General features: G+C 70.1%; 19 protein-coding genes. 13 read left to right on the top strand and 6 right to left on the bottom strand.

The features are described 5' to 3' along the window. Positions 1–108 precede the first annotated feature (108 nt). The 9 genes from HNQ79_RS18270 to HNQ79_RS18230 all read left to right on the top strand — a co-directional run bounded on the left by HNQ79_RS18270 (position 109) and on the right by HNQ79_RS18230 (position 4974). Positions 109–336: a hypothetical protein gene (locus HNQ79_RS18270; RefSeq protein ID WP_185032340.1), complete on the top strand. Its 228-nt coding sequence runs from the start codon at positions 109–111 to the stop codon at positions 334–336. Positions 337–467: 131 nt separating this feature from the next. Beyond that, on the top strand, positions 468–761 hold the full coding sequence (locus HNQ79_RS18265; protein WP_185032338.1) for a hypothetical protein: 294 nt from the start codon (positions 468–470) through the stop codon (positions 759–761). Positions 762–1144: 383 nt separating this feature from the next. After that, a complete protein-coding gene (locus tag HNQ79_RS18260) occupies positions 1145–1381 on the top strand; it encodes a hypothetical protein (RefSeq protein ID WP_185032336.1) in 237 nt (78 codons plus the stop codon). Further along, entirely contained in the window at positions 1378–2136 is a 759-nt protein-coding gene (locus HNQ79_RS18255; RefSeq protein ID WP_185032334.1) for a hypothetical protein, read from the top strand. The genes HNQ79_RS18260 and HNQ79_RS18255 overlap by 4 nt, the downstream gene beginning before the upstream one ends. Beyond that, positions 2133–2759 (top strand): hypothetical protein, encoded by a 627-nt coding sequence (locus tag HNQ79_RS18250; RefSeq protein ID WP_185032332.1) that lies wholly within the window; start codon positions 2133–2135, stop codon positions 2757–2759. Before HNQ79_RS18255 ends, HNQ79_RS18250 begins: the two co-directional genes overlap by 4 nt. A 129-nt stretch (positions 2760–2888) precedes the next feature. After that, positions 2889–3095 (top strand): hypothetical protein, encoded by a 207-nt coding sequence (locus tag HNQ79_RS18245; RefSeq protein WP_185032330.1) that lies wholly within the window; start codon positions 2889–2891, stop codon positions 3093–3095. Positions 3096–3097: 2 nt separating this feature from the next. Then, on the top strand, positions 3098–3631 hold the full coding sequence (locus HNQ79_RS18240; protein WP_185032328.1) for a DUF6879 family protein: 534 nt from the start codon (positions 3098–3100) through the stop codon (positions 3629–3631). Beyond that, positions 3628–4470: a helix-turn-helix domain-containing protein gene (locus HNQ79_RS18235; protein WP_185032326.1), complete on the top strand. Its 843-nt coding sequence runs from the start codon at positions 3628–3630 to the stop codon at positions 4468–4470. Before HNQ79_RS18240 ends, HNQ79_RS18235 begins: the two co-directional genes overlap by 4 nt. A gap of 87 nt (positions 4471–4557) precedes the next feature. Next, the gene (locus HNQ79_RS18230) at positions 4558–4974 is read left to right on the top strand and encodes a hypothetical protein (protein WP_185032324.1); all 417 of its coding nucleotides are present in this window, start codon (positions 4558–4560) and stop codon (positions 4972–4974) included. A gap of 482 nt (positions 4975–5456) precedes the next feature. On the opposite strand, the gene HNQ79_RS18225 is transcribed toward HNQ79_RS18230, so the two are convergent. Genes HNQ79_RS18225 through HNQ79_RS18205 form a run of 5 tightly spaced genes read right to left on the bottom strand, consistent with a single transcriptional unit; the run spans position 5457 to position 7669 of the window. After that, on the bottom strand, positions 5457–5840 hold the full coding sequence (locus HNQ79_RS18225) for a hypothetical protein (RefSeq protein WP_185032322.1): 384 nt from the start codon (positions 5838–5840) through the stop codon (positions 5457–5459). Beyond that, the gene (locus HNQ79_RS18220) at positions 5837–6367 is read right to left on the bottom strand and encodes a hypothetical protein (RefSeq protein WP_185032319.1); all 531 of its coding nucleotides are present in this window, start codon (positions 6365–6367) and stop codon (positions 5837–5839) included. The genes HNQ79_RS18225 and HNQ79_RS18220 overlap by 4 nt, the downstream gene beginning before the upstream one ends. Then, on the bottom strand, positions 6364–6534 hold the full coding sequence (locus tag HNQ79_RS18215; protein ID WP_185032720.1) for a hypothetical protein: 171 nt from the start codon (positions 6532–6534) through the stop codon (positions 6364–6366). Before HNQ79_RS18215 ends, HNQ79_RS18220 begins: the two co-directional genes overlap by 4 nt. After that, the gene (locus HNQ79_RS18210) at positions 6531–7298 is read right to left on the bottom strand and encodes a hypothetical protein (protein WP_185032317.1); all 768 of its coding nucleotides are present in this window, start codon (positions 7296–7298) and stop codon (positions 6531–6533) included. Before HNQ79_RS18210 ends, HNQ79_RS18215 begins: the two co-directional genes overlap by 4 nt. Continuing rightward, positions 7295–7669, bottom strand: coding sequence for a DUF6907 domain-containing protein (locus tag HNQ79_RS18205; RefSeq protein ID WP_185032316.1), 375 nt, complete (start codon positions 7667–7669; stop codon positions 7295–7297). Before HNQ79_RS18205 ends, HNQ79_RS18210 begins: the two co-directional genes overlap by 4 nt. Positions 7670–8009: 340 nt before the next feature. On the opposite strand from HNQ79_RS18205, the gene HNQ79_RS18200 reads away from it, so the two are divergent. The 3 genes from HNQ79_RS18200 (at position 8010) to HNQ79_RS18190 (ending at position 11169) form a co-directional block, all read left to right on the top strand. Continuing rightward, on the top strand, positions 8010–8963 hold the full coding sequence (locus HNQ79_RS18200) for a DUF2797 domain-containing protein (protein WP_185032314.1): 954 nt from the start codon (positions 8010–8012) through the stop codon (positions 8961–8963). 148 nt (positions 8964–9111) lie between these two features. Continuing rightward, positions 9112–10182: a BRO-N domain-containing protein gene (locus HNQ79_RS18195; protein ID WP_185032312.1), complete on the top strand. Its 1071-nt coding sequence runs from the start codon at positions 9112–9114 to the stop codon at positions 10180–10182. Positions 10183–10281: 99 nt separating this feature from the next. Continuing rightward, positions 10282–11169, top strand: a complete 888-nt coding sequence (locus HNQ79_RS18190; RefSeq protein ID WP_185032310.1) for an amidohydrolase family protein — start codon at positions 10282–10284, stop codon at positions 11167–11169. A 68-nt stretch (positions 11170–11237) separates the two neighbouring features. Here HNQ79_RS18190 and HNQ79_RS18185 read toward each other — a convergent pair whose 3' ends face one another. Then, positions 11238–12128 carry an LLM class F420-dependent oxidoreductase gene (locus tag HNQ79_RS18185; RefSeq protein WP_185032308.1) on the bottom strand — a complete coding sequence of 297 codons (891 nt, stop codon included), beginning with the start codon at positions 12126–12128 and terminating at the stop codon, positions 11238–11240. A gap of 138 nt (positions 12129–12266) precedes the next feature. Here HNQ79_RS18185 and HNQ79_RS18180 point away from each other — a divergent pair, with 138 nt between their 5' ends. Beyond that, positions 12267–13118, top strand: coding sequence for a response regulator transcription factor (locus tag HNQ79_RS18180; protein ID WP_185032306.1), 852 nt, complete (start codon positions 12267–12269; stop codon positions 13116–13118). Positions 13119–13260 lie beyond the last annotated feature (142 nt).

Below are 13260 nucleotides of genomic sequence, written 5' to 3'. Positions count from 1 at the left end.
ACATAAACAAAAAGGACATGAATTCTCTTTCGCGTTAAGCGAGACGCCCCCCTGTGGACGTTGTCCACGTTGTCCACGTCCACATTCGTCCACCCCGATCGGAGCCCCATGAGCCAGCCCGCCCGCACAGACCTTGTTGCCGGACGTGCCGAGATCCTCGCCGCCATGGTCAGCCACTACAGGTGTAGTCACTGCAACGGCGAAGCCGTCAACCTCGCCACCGACGGCACCGGAGTCATGCACGCCCGCATCGAGCACGACGACACGTGCCCCGTCCTCCACGGCCACGTCAGCGCGCTGCCTGACACCTTCCGCGCCGCCGCCAATACCCGCTGACAGGCCGCGGGGGATCCGGTTCCTGCACTCCCGCGCGTATGCGCGCGCAGGAAGCCTCTCTCCGCTCGCGTCCGGTCGCGACCCTCCTCACGCGTGCGCGCGCACGCGACACCACCTCGAAGGGATCACCCGTGAAGCTCGGTATCGCTCAACTCGAATGGAACGACCGCGTCACCCGCAAGGCACAGTCCCGCGGCTGGCAGGTGTACGACCAGATCACCGCCAACAAGCGGACCGCCGACCCGTCGCTGATCCTCACGAAGAACGACCGCGTGCTCCTGGTGTGGCTGCGTACCGGCCGCCGCCGCGCGGACGCACAGCCACCCGTGGAGCGCTTCCCCGAGGGCATCGAGACGGCCGTCTGGTACCCGTCGGACTGGCCGTTCGTCCTGAGCGCGCTGGAACGGCCGCGGGATGCCGCCTGAGGACCTGGTCGGGGGCGACGGTGCGGTCCTCGTCCCCGCCCGCCTCGTCAGTACCGTGTTCGCGGCGACCACCCTCTATCTGGCTGACCAGACGAGGACGAACGGGGGTGCACTCACCCCTGAGGCCCGCAGCTTCCTGCGGGCCTTGCACGGGGCCGCACAGGGTGCCGTACCCGTCCCTGACGAACCGACTTCCCCACGAGGAAGCGAAGTTGGAGACGGCGACATGGTGGGGGCGCATGAGGTTGCGAGCGTCCTTCAGTGCTCTAGGCGCTGGGCGACGCATCTCCTGAGTTCCGGCCGGCTCGATGCATGGCGAGTCGGCCGGGACTGGGTCACCACCAGGCGCGACCTCGACCGCTACCGATTCGAGGAGCACCCCCGTGGGAAGCCAGGACCAGCAGCGCAGCCCGAACCTGAATAGCGCACTCGCCGCGCACTACACCCAGCAACAGGCCGCCGCGGACGAGGCCGCCCGCCCCGCGCGCGAGGAACATCAGCAGCAGCTCGACGCGGACGCCGCCCTGTTCGGCACCGCCGGATGGCTCACCCTCTCCGAGGTCCGCCGCCGCCAGGTCGGGGCGCACATGGCCCGCACCGCCCGCAAGGGTGCAGCGTGACGCCGGCCGCGGCCCGCGCCGCCCTCGACACCGCCCGTACGGAAGCAGAACAGGCCCGCGCCCTCGTCGAAGCCCTGGCCGAACAGGTCCGATCCGGCGACGAGACGGTGACCGCCGAGCAGATCGGCGAGCAGCGCGAGTTGGCCGACCTTGCCGACTTGCGGGTGACGGCCGCGGAACGGAAGCTCACTTCGGCCGTTGCTGCCGATCTGGACGCCCGTGCGTCCGCCGCCGGGGACAACATCCGCGCCCTCGTAGCCGAGGACTCCACAGAGCCGCTCATCACCGCCGTGAAGGGCGTCATGGCCGCGGTGGAGGCCCTCGTGCAGGCCGCCGCTAACCGCGAGGCGACCATCCACGAGACCGCCGCCGCGGGCGTGGCCCTGAATGGTGAGCTGGGCTGGAGCCCCGACACTCCGTGGCCGTCCGACCGGTACGGGTTCCGGGCGCAGAACACGTCGCCCGTCAGCGTGATGGCGCTCCGCCAGGGCCGCGCCGTCGCGACCCCCGCTGGTGAACTCCTGGGTATCGCCCTGGCCGCCGCCCTGGTGGGCCAGAGCGGCATCCGGCAGATGGCCGCGGACCTCATGACGACCATGCCGGGCGCCGTGCCGAACAGGGCCGACGGCGTTCCGGGACTCATGGACGCACTGCGGTACACCCCGCAGGAGTGGCAGGCCCTCGGCCAGGCCGCGCGCGGTGAGGCGTACGGGCAGAACCGCCAGCCGATCACGCAGGAAGCGAGCGCAGCATGACCATGCAGACGCAGGAGACGACCGAGGCCGGCCGCACGCTCGCCGCCCTGGAGGAGCGCGTACGGTCCGGCGACGAGGCCGTGACCGCGGACCAGGTCGAGCAGGCACGCGGGCTCAGCCGCTTTGCACGCCTGCGGAAGGACGCCGCGGACCGCAAGGCAGAGCAGGCCCGCACGGCCGCCGCCACCCGGGCGCGTGCCGAGGCCATCGACCGCGCGGAGCAGCTCCTCGACGCGCACACCCTCGACGACATCGCGGCCCAGTACGTTGCCGCACGTAAGGCGCTGGAGTCCCTGGTGGCCGCGTGCGAGGCGCGGACGGCCGCCGTGGACGAGGCCGCCCGGATGCTCTCCATAGCGGCCGTACGGGACGCTCCCGGCCGCCCGGACGTCACCGCCCGATGGGACGGGTCACCCGCGAATTCCCGTGTGGAGACCGGCACCGTGCGGCACGTGGCACTGGAGCCGGGGCCGGTCCTGCACTGCCTTGTACGGCGCATCGCGGACGCGCACCCCCGCGGGCTCCCGCTTGACCACACGTACTCGCTCGCCCGGCAACTGGTGGTCGGCCCGCAGTCGTCACCGCTGGACGACGCGATCGGCCGTCTCGACGCGGCCTCGTAGACCCACCCCGGCGCCCGGTCCTCGTAGTGAGGGTCGGGCGCTTTCGTGTGCCCTGTCGTGTTTCTCGTTCCACCCGCTACCTTCTCGGCAAGCCGTCACCAGGTCGGCCACCACCGAGAGGGGAACCCCATGGCCCGCAGGCTACGGATGCTCGGCACCAACTCGAAGACCGGAGAGTGTCCCACCCTCTATGAGGATCTCGACACCGGTGAAGTCCTGGTTCAAGGGAAGATCGCGGACCCCGAGGACATCGCGCAGATGGTCAACCCGCTCTCCGGGGAAACCCTCGTCGTCGTCGACCGCGCCCTCCTCGTCAACTTCGCGCCCAAGGAGTGACGTTGCTGGACGCCGTATCCGCCCACCGGATCGTCGACTTCTTCGAGACCGGGTTCCGTCACACGGCCTGGCGGCTGGAGACCCGTCGGGAGTACGCGGCCGACACGGGCACCGACGAGTACCGCCGGTTCCTCGACGGCATCCAGCCGCCCCCGGACACCGACGGGCCATGGTTCGCCAACGCCCGCGCACAGACCGGGCAGGGCAAGCGCATCGAACGCGTCCGCCTCATCGACGAGCCGCCTACCGACAACCAGCGGTACCTCCTGGCCACCACCCCCGACAACCTGGCCGCCGGCGAAGACATCCGGTACATGACCCGCGGCCAGGCCGAACAACTCCAGCTGCCTGACTTCGACTTCTGGCTGTTCGACTCCCGCGTCCTGGCCGCCTTCAACTGGGACAACGCCGAACGCAGGATGGAACTCACGGAAGATCCGGCGGCCGTCGTGCGGGCCTGCCAGGCACGGGACGCAGCTTGGCACCACGCCACCCGTTACGAGGAGTTCGCCCGGCGGGTAGCTTCCCCCATGTGAGCACCGACTTTCAGCAGGCCCGGAACGCCCTCGGAGTGCGGCTACGCGAGCTGCGCACCGAGGGCGGTCTCACTGTCCGCGGCCTGGCCGCAGAGTGCGGGTGGGCGCCCTCCAAGGTGTCCAAGCTGGAGAACGGGAAGCAGACTGCCAAGCCCGTCGACCTTGACGCGTGGGCGCGCGGGGTCGGGCGCCCGGAACTGGCCGTCGAGCTGAAAGGCAGGCTCGCCGGACTGGAGTCGACGTACCGTTCCTGGCGGCGCCAACTGGCCGGCGGACACCGGGCAGTGCAAGACGCGCTCGGCGCCCAGCACGAGAGGACCCGCGTGTTCCGTGGCTTCAGCGCATCCGTGATTCCCGGCGTGTTCCAGACGTCGGAATACGCCCGTTCCGTGCTTGGCCGGTACGCCCAGCTCCACGGGGCCGTCCGCGACATCGAAGCCGGGGTGTCGTCCCGTGTGCGCCGTCAGGAAGGGCTGTACGCGCAGGACAAGCGCTACCACGTGCTCATCGGGGAGGCGGCCCTGCACGCCCGTGTGTGCTCCCCGGGCATCCTGGCCGACCAGTTGGACCGTCTGATGTCCGTCAACGGTCTCTCTACCGTCCGGCTCGGCATCATCCCGCTCACCGCCGATGTGCGGGTGGCGTCCGGTGACGACTTCTGGATACACGACGACCGGCTTGTCATCGCCGAATCCTGGCACGCGGAAATGTGGCTCGACTCGGCAGAGGACATCGCCCTGTACCGGAAGGTATGGGACGCGTTGGCCGCCGCGGCGGTCGACGGGCGGGCCGCACACCACATCATCGCCCGCACCGGGGCCGGGCTTGAGAGCGCGTGAGCAACATCGGGAAACCGTGACGGGCACGTGAGAAACACCGAGAAACACGGCCGATCCTGAGAAACGCGTCTCCCTACGGTCCTGTGCATGGCCACTCACGCGCACACATCACGGTCATCCGAAACCCGCATCCCCTCCGTTGACAACCTGTCGCAACGCCAGCTCCGCGGCGCGGACTGCGTCCTGTGCGGAATCACCCTCTGTGCGGAAACCGCCGTCGACCTCGGTGAGCGGGTCCGCCTGGACTCGTCGGGCCGCTGGTTCCCGAGGGCCTGCAAGACGCACCCCGAAGCCGTCGCCGCACCCCCCACGCGGGCGATACCGGCCGCCGTAGACCTGGTCCCCGCGCAGCGCCACGGGTGGGCGTGCGTGTGGTGCGGAGTGACTCTCACCCGCGAGACGGGCGCCCACCACGTCGGGTACGCCCGCGGCCAACAGGGGGCGCACAACCTCGACTGCGAGGCGTGGTCGTGCACCGGATGCAAGGAGGAGTGGAAGCCGTGACGAGACTCTGCAGCAGATGTCAGCAGCCCATCCAGCAGGGCGAGGAGCACACGACGTACCCCGTGGACGCCGGTTCCGCCGCAGCGATGACGGTGTACTGGCACGTCAAGTGCCCCACCCCTCGGCCGTCACGGGCGAGGCGGTCCTAAGACTGGGAGCGGCGGCCCGCCCGGCGTGAGCCGCCGTTCCCGTGGCCGGGCGCCTGCCCGACGGCGATCACAACAGGGCAGGCGCCCGCGCGAGCTTGGCCGGCCGCGGCATGTTCCCCCAGGTGCTACCGCGGCCGTGCCGAGGCCCACGGGCACGAGCGCGTGCGCCACCGTGGGCAGCAGAAGGCCCCCGATGACCGTGAACTGTCTCCGGTCATCGGGGGCCGCTGTGCGCTCACTGGCAGAAGTGGCCGATCGGGTAGTGGCCGCCACAGCTCACGCAGTAGTGGAGCGTCGGTTGCTCGTAGCCGAGCGCCGTCAACAGGGTGCGGATCACGGTCCGTTCACCTCGTCCCGCACTACGTGCAGCGTGCACCGGACCCCTTCCGGGCTCCACTCGACATGAGAGAGACGCTCGGGCCCATCTGCGAAAACGTCACCGGAAGGGGTTTCCGGGAGCGGTGGGGGAGTGGCGGACGATTCGGACACCCGCCACGCGGCGACCGCCCACGCGACCGGTGCCACGAACACGAGGTGCGGCGCCCGTTCCAGCAGCAGACCGGCGAACAGCACACCGCCCGCGACCCCTCCGGTACGGGTCAGGAACCGTGTCCCCGAGTCGGCCGGGGCGAGCCAGTCCCCCGCCCCGTGGAGCAGCAGACCGGTACCGAGGACGAGCCGCTCGTACGCGCCGACGACCGGCGCGACGCCCTTCACAGCAGCCCCACGACGAGGTCCCCGAGGGTGGAGACCACCGGCGACAGGACGTAGCCGACGAGGCCCGCGATGCCGGACGCCAGACCCAGGCTGATCCCGGACAGGATCGCCCGCAGGATCATGAAGTTGAAACCGCGCCGCTTCACCCACACCGCGACGAGCAGCATGGTCGCGATTGCCACGACCGCATGCCCGCCGGGCGTGAGGACGAGGTACGAGGTGCGGGTGACGTCCGGGGTGGGGCTACCGAACCCGTACTTCAGGACCGCGTCACCAATCTCCGACGTGCCCCACATGCTCCAGTCCGCACCGGCGCCGAGCAGCCCGCCGGCGGACAGGACGAGGAGCATCCCGTAAGCCCACGTGAGGAGGAACGGAACGAGGCGTACGAGGTGCTTGAACTTGATGGCCTGCTTCCGGCCCGGCCACCACTGGACAATTTCCCAGCCGAGGAGCGACAGACCGACGGTGACACCGCCGAGAGAGACGACGGTGTACGTGGGGATGGTGAAGTCGAAAAGGTTCACGCGGTGCCTCGGGTGAGGATGGCGACGGCGAGCGCCGCAAGGGTGATGACGAACGCGCACGTCCCCGTGATGGGGGGAACGTCGCGCGGCACGACGAGCAGCAGGCCGACGAGGGCGAGCAGCGCGCAGACCAGAAAGCACAGGGCCAGCAGGGCGCCGGTAATCACGACGGGGCCCCGGCCGCGCGCTTCACGCGCCGCCCGTAGCTGTCGCTCTTGCCGAGCCGGTTGCCGATCTCGGTTCCGGTGAGTTCCGGCTCGACCGCGAGCCACGTCCGCACCGTGATCACGTGCTCGGCAGACACCCCCGCGGGCAGCTCCGGAGCGTCGTCGGAACTTGATCCAGTTCCGCCGGAACCGATCACCGGTTCCGCTGGTTCCGGGCGCGGTTCCGGTACGGAATCCTGTCGCTGTTCCGGCTGGTCAGTGCCGGTTCCGCCGTTGGTTCCGGCCGATGCTGCGAGAAGCGCCCCGACGGGCGTGAATGGGCCGAGCACGGGCACCTTGGGGGCCTCGTCGACAGGCTGCGGAACCGGGACTGCATCGGCCGGTTCCGGCTTGACGTAGATCGGTTCCGGCAGCACCTCGGGGACGTCCTGCGCGGGCGCCTGGTGGCCGTCGCCGAGGCAGTGCACCCGCCACAGCACGAGCGGCGCGATGGCCGACACGGCGACCACCAGCGGCCAACTCACCGGCAGCAGCTCCGCGGTCACGAGGTGGGCGGCTGCGTTCACCGCGATGAGCGCGACGACGACCACTAGGACGTCACGACCGGCCCGCAGCGCGCGCACGGCGTAGATGTCGAGTGCGGCCGGCACACCGGCAGCGACGTAGGTCCCGAACCCGCAGGCCCGGGCGAGGTCGTACTCCGCAGAGGCGAGCACGACGAGGACGGCGACGAGGGCGCCCCATTCGAGCGGGTCCCGCTTCACTGGCCCTCCCAGGTACGGAGAGCGGCGAGCTGCCGGGGAAGGGCGCGCAGGACGGTCGCGTGGCTCACGAGCGCGTCCGCGAACTGGTCCACCTCGTCCGGGTCCAGGGTCCGGGAAAAGCCGGTCTGCTCGACGTACAGGCCCACCGTGCGGGGGCCGCGGGTCGCGAACGGGTCCTGCACGAACGACGCGAGGAGAAGGGCCTCGTCGTCGTAGTCGAGCTGAACCTCACGGCCCGTGTGGGACAGATCGGCCCGGTATCCGCCGACCTCATGGTCGCCGAGGCACCATCCCGGCTCGGGGAAGGTGACGCCCCCGTGGTCGGCCGTCTGGATCGTCACCGTGCGCAGGGCACGGGTAGGTTCTTGCATGGGTCTGGACTCCTTGATCAGAAGGTGTCGGGATCAAGGCGCCGTCCGGTGTGCGACCACCGGGCGGCGCCGCCCATCTCACGCGCGTCTCACAGACTGGGTGCGCGGGACGGGTCAGAGGCCCTCTGACCTGGTCTGGAGTCGTTCTCTGGGGAACTCATGGAACCCATGGACGCCCTTCAGATCACTACGGATCAGAAGGTTGCAGGTTCGAATCCTGCCGAGTGCACAGCGGAGAAGCCCCCCGGACATGGTCCGGGGGGCTTCTTTCATGTGCGGGTGGGACTGGGGCCCGCGGTCGGGGCGGGGCGTTGTCAGTGGTGGGGGACACACTGGGGGCATGGAACGGCAGTGGCGCAGTGCGGGGGTGGGCTGGGCGGGCGGAGAGCCGGCGCTGCGGTGGGAGCCGGGCGCGGGTGCCACCGGGGCGGGCCCGGTCAGTCCGTTGTCGTACGGGGCCGCGCCGGGCGGCGGAAACGCCTACGGGCGGGAGATCGGCTTCCGGGTGGTCGGGGAGCGGCGGTGCGTGGGGGTACGGGGGAACGCGTGCCCGTACGCGGCGCCGGTGGCGGGGAGGGCCACCCAGGCGCAGTGTGCGGACTGCGCGCGACTGGACCGGTCGAGGTCGGTGGCGGCCGACACGATGGCCGACGATCCGCGTCCCTACGCCGTGTACCTGGCGTGGTTCGGGCCGGGGATGGTCAAGGTGGGGATCACCCGGGAGGACCGGGGGCCGGCCCGGCTGCTGGAGCAGGGAGCGGTGGCGTTCAGCCGGCTCGGACGGGGGCCGCTGATGGCCGCGCGCAGGTGCGAGGAGTTGCTGCGGGCGGGGCTCGGGGTGCCGGACCGGATCCCGTACGCGAAGAAGCGGGCGATACGGGCGGCGTTGCCGGGGCCGGCGGAACGCGCGGCCGAGGTGGAGGCGTTGCACGCGCGGGCGGCGGGTCTGGCGGGGTGGCCGGAGGCGCTGGAGGTGGTGGCTTGCGAGGTGGCCGATCATGCGGGGGTGTTCGGGCTGGACGGGTTGGTGGCGGCCGGGGGCGTGGCGGGTGTGGTGCGCGAGCTGGTGGCCGGGGGCAGTGTGGCCGGACGGGTGGTGGCTGTGGCGGGGCCGGACCTGCATCTGGAGGTGGAGAGCGCGGGGGCGTCGGGAGCGCCGGGTGCTGTGGTGGTGGACAGTCGGTTGCTGGCGGGGTGGGGGCTGGAGCGGGGGGATACGGGGGATGGGGTGACGGTGCCGGTGAAGTGGGTGGAGAAGGGGACGGAGACGGGGGTGCAGGAGGGGTTGTTCTGAGGGGTGGAGCGAGGTGCGGGATGAGGCGCGGCGCGGTTGTCGCTGGGGCGGGATGAGAGAGCCGAGCAGTCCTTCGGGTGAACTTGGGCTTTTTCCGGGCCAGTTGGTTTGTCCCGTGTGTCAACTTCCGGGGTGGAGGTGATGCTCGATGTACGAGGAGGAGAATGGGTCGCCGGAAGAGGTGACGGAGCGGAAGCCGGACGCGATCGAGGTCGGGGACTTCGTGTACGCGGCGACGGGCGCACGTGTCCGGCGGGTGACGTTGCGGGACGGGACGCACTGGTTTCCAGCAAAGGACGTAGCCAGCGGTTTGGGGTACTCGAATCCCCGGCAGGCGATCCGTTGGCACGTCGAAGACAGCAACCAGCTGCTGCTCGGAGATATTGCACCCGGGGGCTATGGACTAGCCCCCGCGCGTAAAGGTGCAGCTCACGGGCTGCGCACGACGATGAAGATGGTGAACCTCCAGGGGCTTATCAACCTCGTCAACGGCTGCACAAAACCGGAGTGCCAGCCATTCAAGAAGTGGGTGGCCGAGGTCATCGCGACCATCCAGCGTGACGGGTCGTACTCCCTTGAACCGGCCCCGGCACAGCAGCTTGTTCCGGCCGGTGGCCCCGCGTGCGTCATGCCGCCCGAGGTCATCGACGCGATTGTTCGGTTGGAGGAGCGGAACCTGCGGGCCGACGAGGCGTTGGTGGCCATGCAGGCGGAGCGTGTCGGGCATGCGCGTCGCAGCAATGAGCTGCTGACGGAGATCGCGCGGGCCCAGCGGGAGACCTGCCAGGCACAGCAATCCATGGCAGACGCGCTGCATCAGATCGCGCAGACGTTGGGCACCCTCGGTGCGCGGCGGCAGGAAGCCGGTCGGGAGCCCGGGGTCACTCCGCAGGAGCTTCTCGACGTGTGGCGGCGACGGAAGTTGGTGGTCACCGAGGATGTCCACGCTGTGGCGGCGTTCATCGTTCCGGCGCTGATTGGCGGCGAGGCGCGGTACCGGCTCGAAGAGATCGCGGCGCGTACGGGGCTCTCGACGGCGCGTGTGCACGCCTGCCTGCGGATGCTGATCAAGCACCAGTGCATCCGGCAAGTTGGCTGTGCGCCGGACGGTGCGCCGGTTTACGTGCTCGTGCAGCTGATTCAAAAACGGGCCCGAAGTCGCAAATCCAAGTTGCGGCTTCGGGCCCTCTCGTACCGGAAGTTGCTCGATCTTGAATGAAGCGTCTATGGAGCAGACACTTCACGCAAGAACGCAGCTCAACCCCTGTGGAAAACGCGCCACTTCATCCACCGGTCCTGCGCACGTACCGTGCCCGGCATGACGACGAGTGCAGATGAGGCAGCGCAGGTACGGGCCTTCTGGGGACGGCTCGGGGTTCCCGGATTGGTGGATGTGCATACGCACTTCATGCCCGGCCGGGTGCTGGAGAAGGTGTGGGCGTACTTCGATGCCGTCGGGCCGATGACCGGTGTCGAGTGGCCGATCACCTACCGCTGCGAGGAAGAGGAACGGGTCGCTCTGTTGCGGGAGTTCGGGGTGGTGCGGTTCACCTCGATGATCTACCCGCACAAGGCCGGCATGGCGGAGTGGCTGAACGGGTGGGGCGGGCAGTTCGCGGCGCGTACGCCGGGGTGTGTGCGGACGGCGACCCTGTTTCCGGAGGCCGGGGTGGAGGCGTACGTGCGACGGGCTGTGGAAGGCGGAGCCCGCGTCTTCAAGGCGCACTTGCAGGTGGGGGCCTACGACCCCAACGACCCGTTGCTTGAGCCGGTGTGGGGGCTGCTCGCGGAGGCCGGGGTTCCGGTGGTGATGCATTGCGGCTCGGGGCCGGCGCCGGGGAAGTTCACCGGGCCGGGGCCCGTCGGGGAACTGTTGGCGCGGCATCCGAGGCTTCGGCTGATCGTGGCGCACATGGGGATGCCGGAGTACGCCGACTTTCTGGACCTGGCTCAGCGGTACGCCGAGGTGCGGCTCGACACGACGATGGCGTTCACGGACTTCAGCGAGCGGATGGCGCCGTTCCCCAAAACGGATTTGGGGCGACTGCGGGACCTGGGGGAACGGGTTCTGCTGGGGAGTGACTTCCCGAACATCCCGTACGGATACCTGCACCAGCTGGAGTCGCTGCAACGGCTCCAGCTGGGGGACGAATGGCTGCGGGCGGTCTGTTACGGCAACGGGGCCCGGCTTTTCGGAATCGGGTGAATACGGAACCGTAGGGGTCCGTAATCCGCGTCCGTCACCGTGTGTGTTCCGGTCCTGTTCTGTGCCGGCTAGAGCAGTGCCTTGGCCAGCGCCCGCCACTCCGCCCGGGGGAGGGCCGACTGTCCCTCGTTCGTCGGCAGGGCCTGGAGGGCCAGGTGGTCGGCGCCCGCCGCGTAGTACTCCTCTGCCTTCGCCCGTACGCGATCCGCGTCGCCCAGTGCGAAGAGGGCGTCGAGAAGGCGGTCGCTGCCGTTGTTTTCGAAGTCGGCTTCGGTGAAGCCGAGGCGGAGGAGGTTGTTGGTGTAGTTGGGGAGGGTGAGGTAGAAGCCGAGCATGGTGCGGGCGACCGTGCGGGCCCGGTCCAGGTCGGGTTCGAGGACGACCGTCAGCTCCGGGGCGAGGAACGCGTCCGGGCCGAGCACCTCGCGTGCCTGCGCCGTGTGCTCCGGGGTGACGAGGTACGGATGGGCGCCCGCCGCGCGGTCGGCGGCCAGGTTCAGCATCTTCGGCCCCAGGGCGGCCAGGACCCGGCGATCGGCGGGGAGGGCGTCCGGGGCGGCGTCGAGCGCGTCCAGGTAGGCGACCATCGCCGCGTACGGGCGGGCGTACTGAGGGGCGAGCGCGTCGTGGCTCACGCCCAGGCCGAGCAGGAAGCGGCCGGGGTGGCGGGACTCGAAGTCGGCGATCCGTGCCGCGACCGTCTCCGCCGTGTGCTCCCAGATGCTGACGATGCCCGTGGCGACCTTGATCCGGCTCGTCGCTTCGAGGAGCGGTGCCGCGTCGTCCAGGGACGGGCTCCCGCCGGACCACACCGTGCCGTAACCGAGGTCCTCCAACTCCGTGACCGCGTCGGTCAGTTCGAGTCGGCCCTTCGGGGTGGTCGGGCGGAGGCTGGCGCTCCAGATACCGAGGAGGCCGTACGTCCGGGTGTGGCGGGAGGCAGGTGCGTCGGAAGTCATGTGGGGGGAACGGGGAGGTCGGCGGACCTATTCCGCGAGTCCGGAACGGGTCGTTGTCCACCCGGGGCGGGCCGGCTTCTCAGCGGATTCACAGGGACGGAAAAGGGTGCTCTCACCGATCCCGGCCAGGGTGACCGTATGCGGACAGCGAATGCACCTGGGGCGGGCGAGACACACAGAAGTACCCACAGCAGCACCGGGAGCAGGGGGCGTGCCGGTGTGCGAGGGGGTCCCCGCAGCGGTAGTCGCGACCGTGCCGCCAGCGGGTCCGGCAGCGGCGAGGAGGTGCGGGTGCTGGTGGTGGACGGCGAGGCATCGCTGGCCGACTTGTTGTGCGGGGCGCTGCGGTACGAGGGGTGGCTAACGCTCAGTGCCGGGGACGGCGCGGCGGCGGTACGGGGGGCGCGTGAGTTCCGGCCGGACGCCGTGGTGCTGGACGTGCTGCTTCCGGACATGGACGGGCCGGCCGTACTGCGGCGCATACGTGCGGACCTGCCCGGGGTTCCGGTTCTGTTCCTGACGGCCAAGGACTCGGTGGAGGACCGTATCGCCGGACTGACCGCGGGCGGCGACGACGTCGTGACCAAGCCGTTCAGCATGGAGGAGGTCGTGGCGCGGTTGCGAGGGCTGATCAGGAGAACCGGCGGGAGCGCGGCGCAGCGGCGTGGGCGCGTGCTCGCGCGGCCCGCGTCGGAACTGGTGGTGGGGGATCTGCGCCTGGACGAGGACAGTCACGAGGTGTGGCGGGGCGAGGTGGAAGTACGGCTCACCGCAACGGAGTTCGAGCTGCTGCGCTTCCTGATGCGCAACCCGGTGCGGGTGCTCAGCAAGGCGCAGATCCTCGACCGGGTGTGGAACTACGACTTCGGCGGGCGGGCCAATGTGGTCGAGCTCTACATCTCGTACCTGCGCAAGAAGATCGACGCGGGGAGGGTGCCGATGATCCACACCCGGCGCGGGGCGGGGTACCTGATCAAGCCGGGGGCGTGAGCTTCGGGCCGAGTCGTCTCGGGGGGAGCTTCGGGCGGGGCACCTGATCAAGCCGGAGCGTGAGCCTCGGGGCGGTCGTCTCGGGGCGCGGGCGGCGTACCCGATCATGCCGAAGGCGTGAGCTTCGGAGCGAGGGGTCTCA

Origin of the sequence: Streptomyces candidus, from assembly GCF_014207445.1 — a bacterium.
Classification (GTDB): domain Bacteria; phylum Actinomycetota; class Actinomycetes; order Streptomycetales; family Streptomycetaceae; genus Streptomyces; species Streptomyces candidus.
This window is presented reverse-complemented; position numbering and strand designations above follow the sequence as displayed.

Coding starts and splice junctions, on each gene's coding strand:
- HNQ79_RS18270 (WP_185032340.1), top strand. CDS start 109: ATGAGCCAGCCCGCCCGCACAGACCTTGTTGCCGGACGTGCCGAGATC.
- HNQ79_RS18250 (WP_185032332.1), top strand. CDS start 2,133: ATGACCATGCAGACGCAGGAGACGACCGAGGCCGGCCGCACGCTCGCC.
- HNQ79_RS18245 (WP_185032330.1), top strand. CDS start 2,889: ATGGCCCGCAGGCTACGGATGCTCGGCACCAACTCGAAGACCGGAGAG.
- HNQ79_RS18230 (WP_185032324.1), top strand. CDS start 4,558: ATGGCCACTCACGCGCACACATCACGGTCATCCGAAACCCGCATCCCC.
- HNQ79_RS18205 (WP_185032316.1), bottom strand. CDS start 7,669: ATGCAAGAACCTACCCGTGCCCTGCGCACGGTGACGATCCAGACGGCC.
- HNQ79_RS18200 (WP_185032314.1), top strand. CDS start 8,010: ATGGAACGGCAGTGGCGCAGTGCGGGGGTGGGCTGGGCGGGCGGAGAG.
- HNQ79_RS18195 (WP_185032312.1), top strand. CDS start 9,112: ATGTACGAGGAGGAGAATGGGTCGCCGGAAGAGGTGACGGAGCGGAAG.
- HNQ79_RS18190 (WP_185032310.1), top strand. CDS start 10,282: ATGACGACGAGTGCAGATGAGGCAGCGCAGGTACGGGCCTTCTGGGGA.
- HNQ79_RS18185 (WP_185032308.1), bottom strand. CDS start 12,128: ATGACTTCCGACGCACCTGCCTCCCGCCACACCCGGACGTACGGCCTC.
- HNQ79_RS18180 (WP_185032306.1), top strand. CDS start 12,267: ATGCGGACAGCGAATGCACCTGGGGCGGGCGAGACACACAGAAGTACC.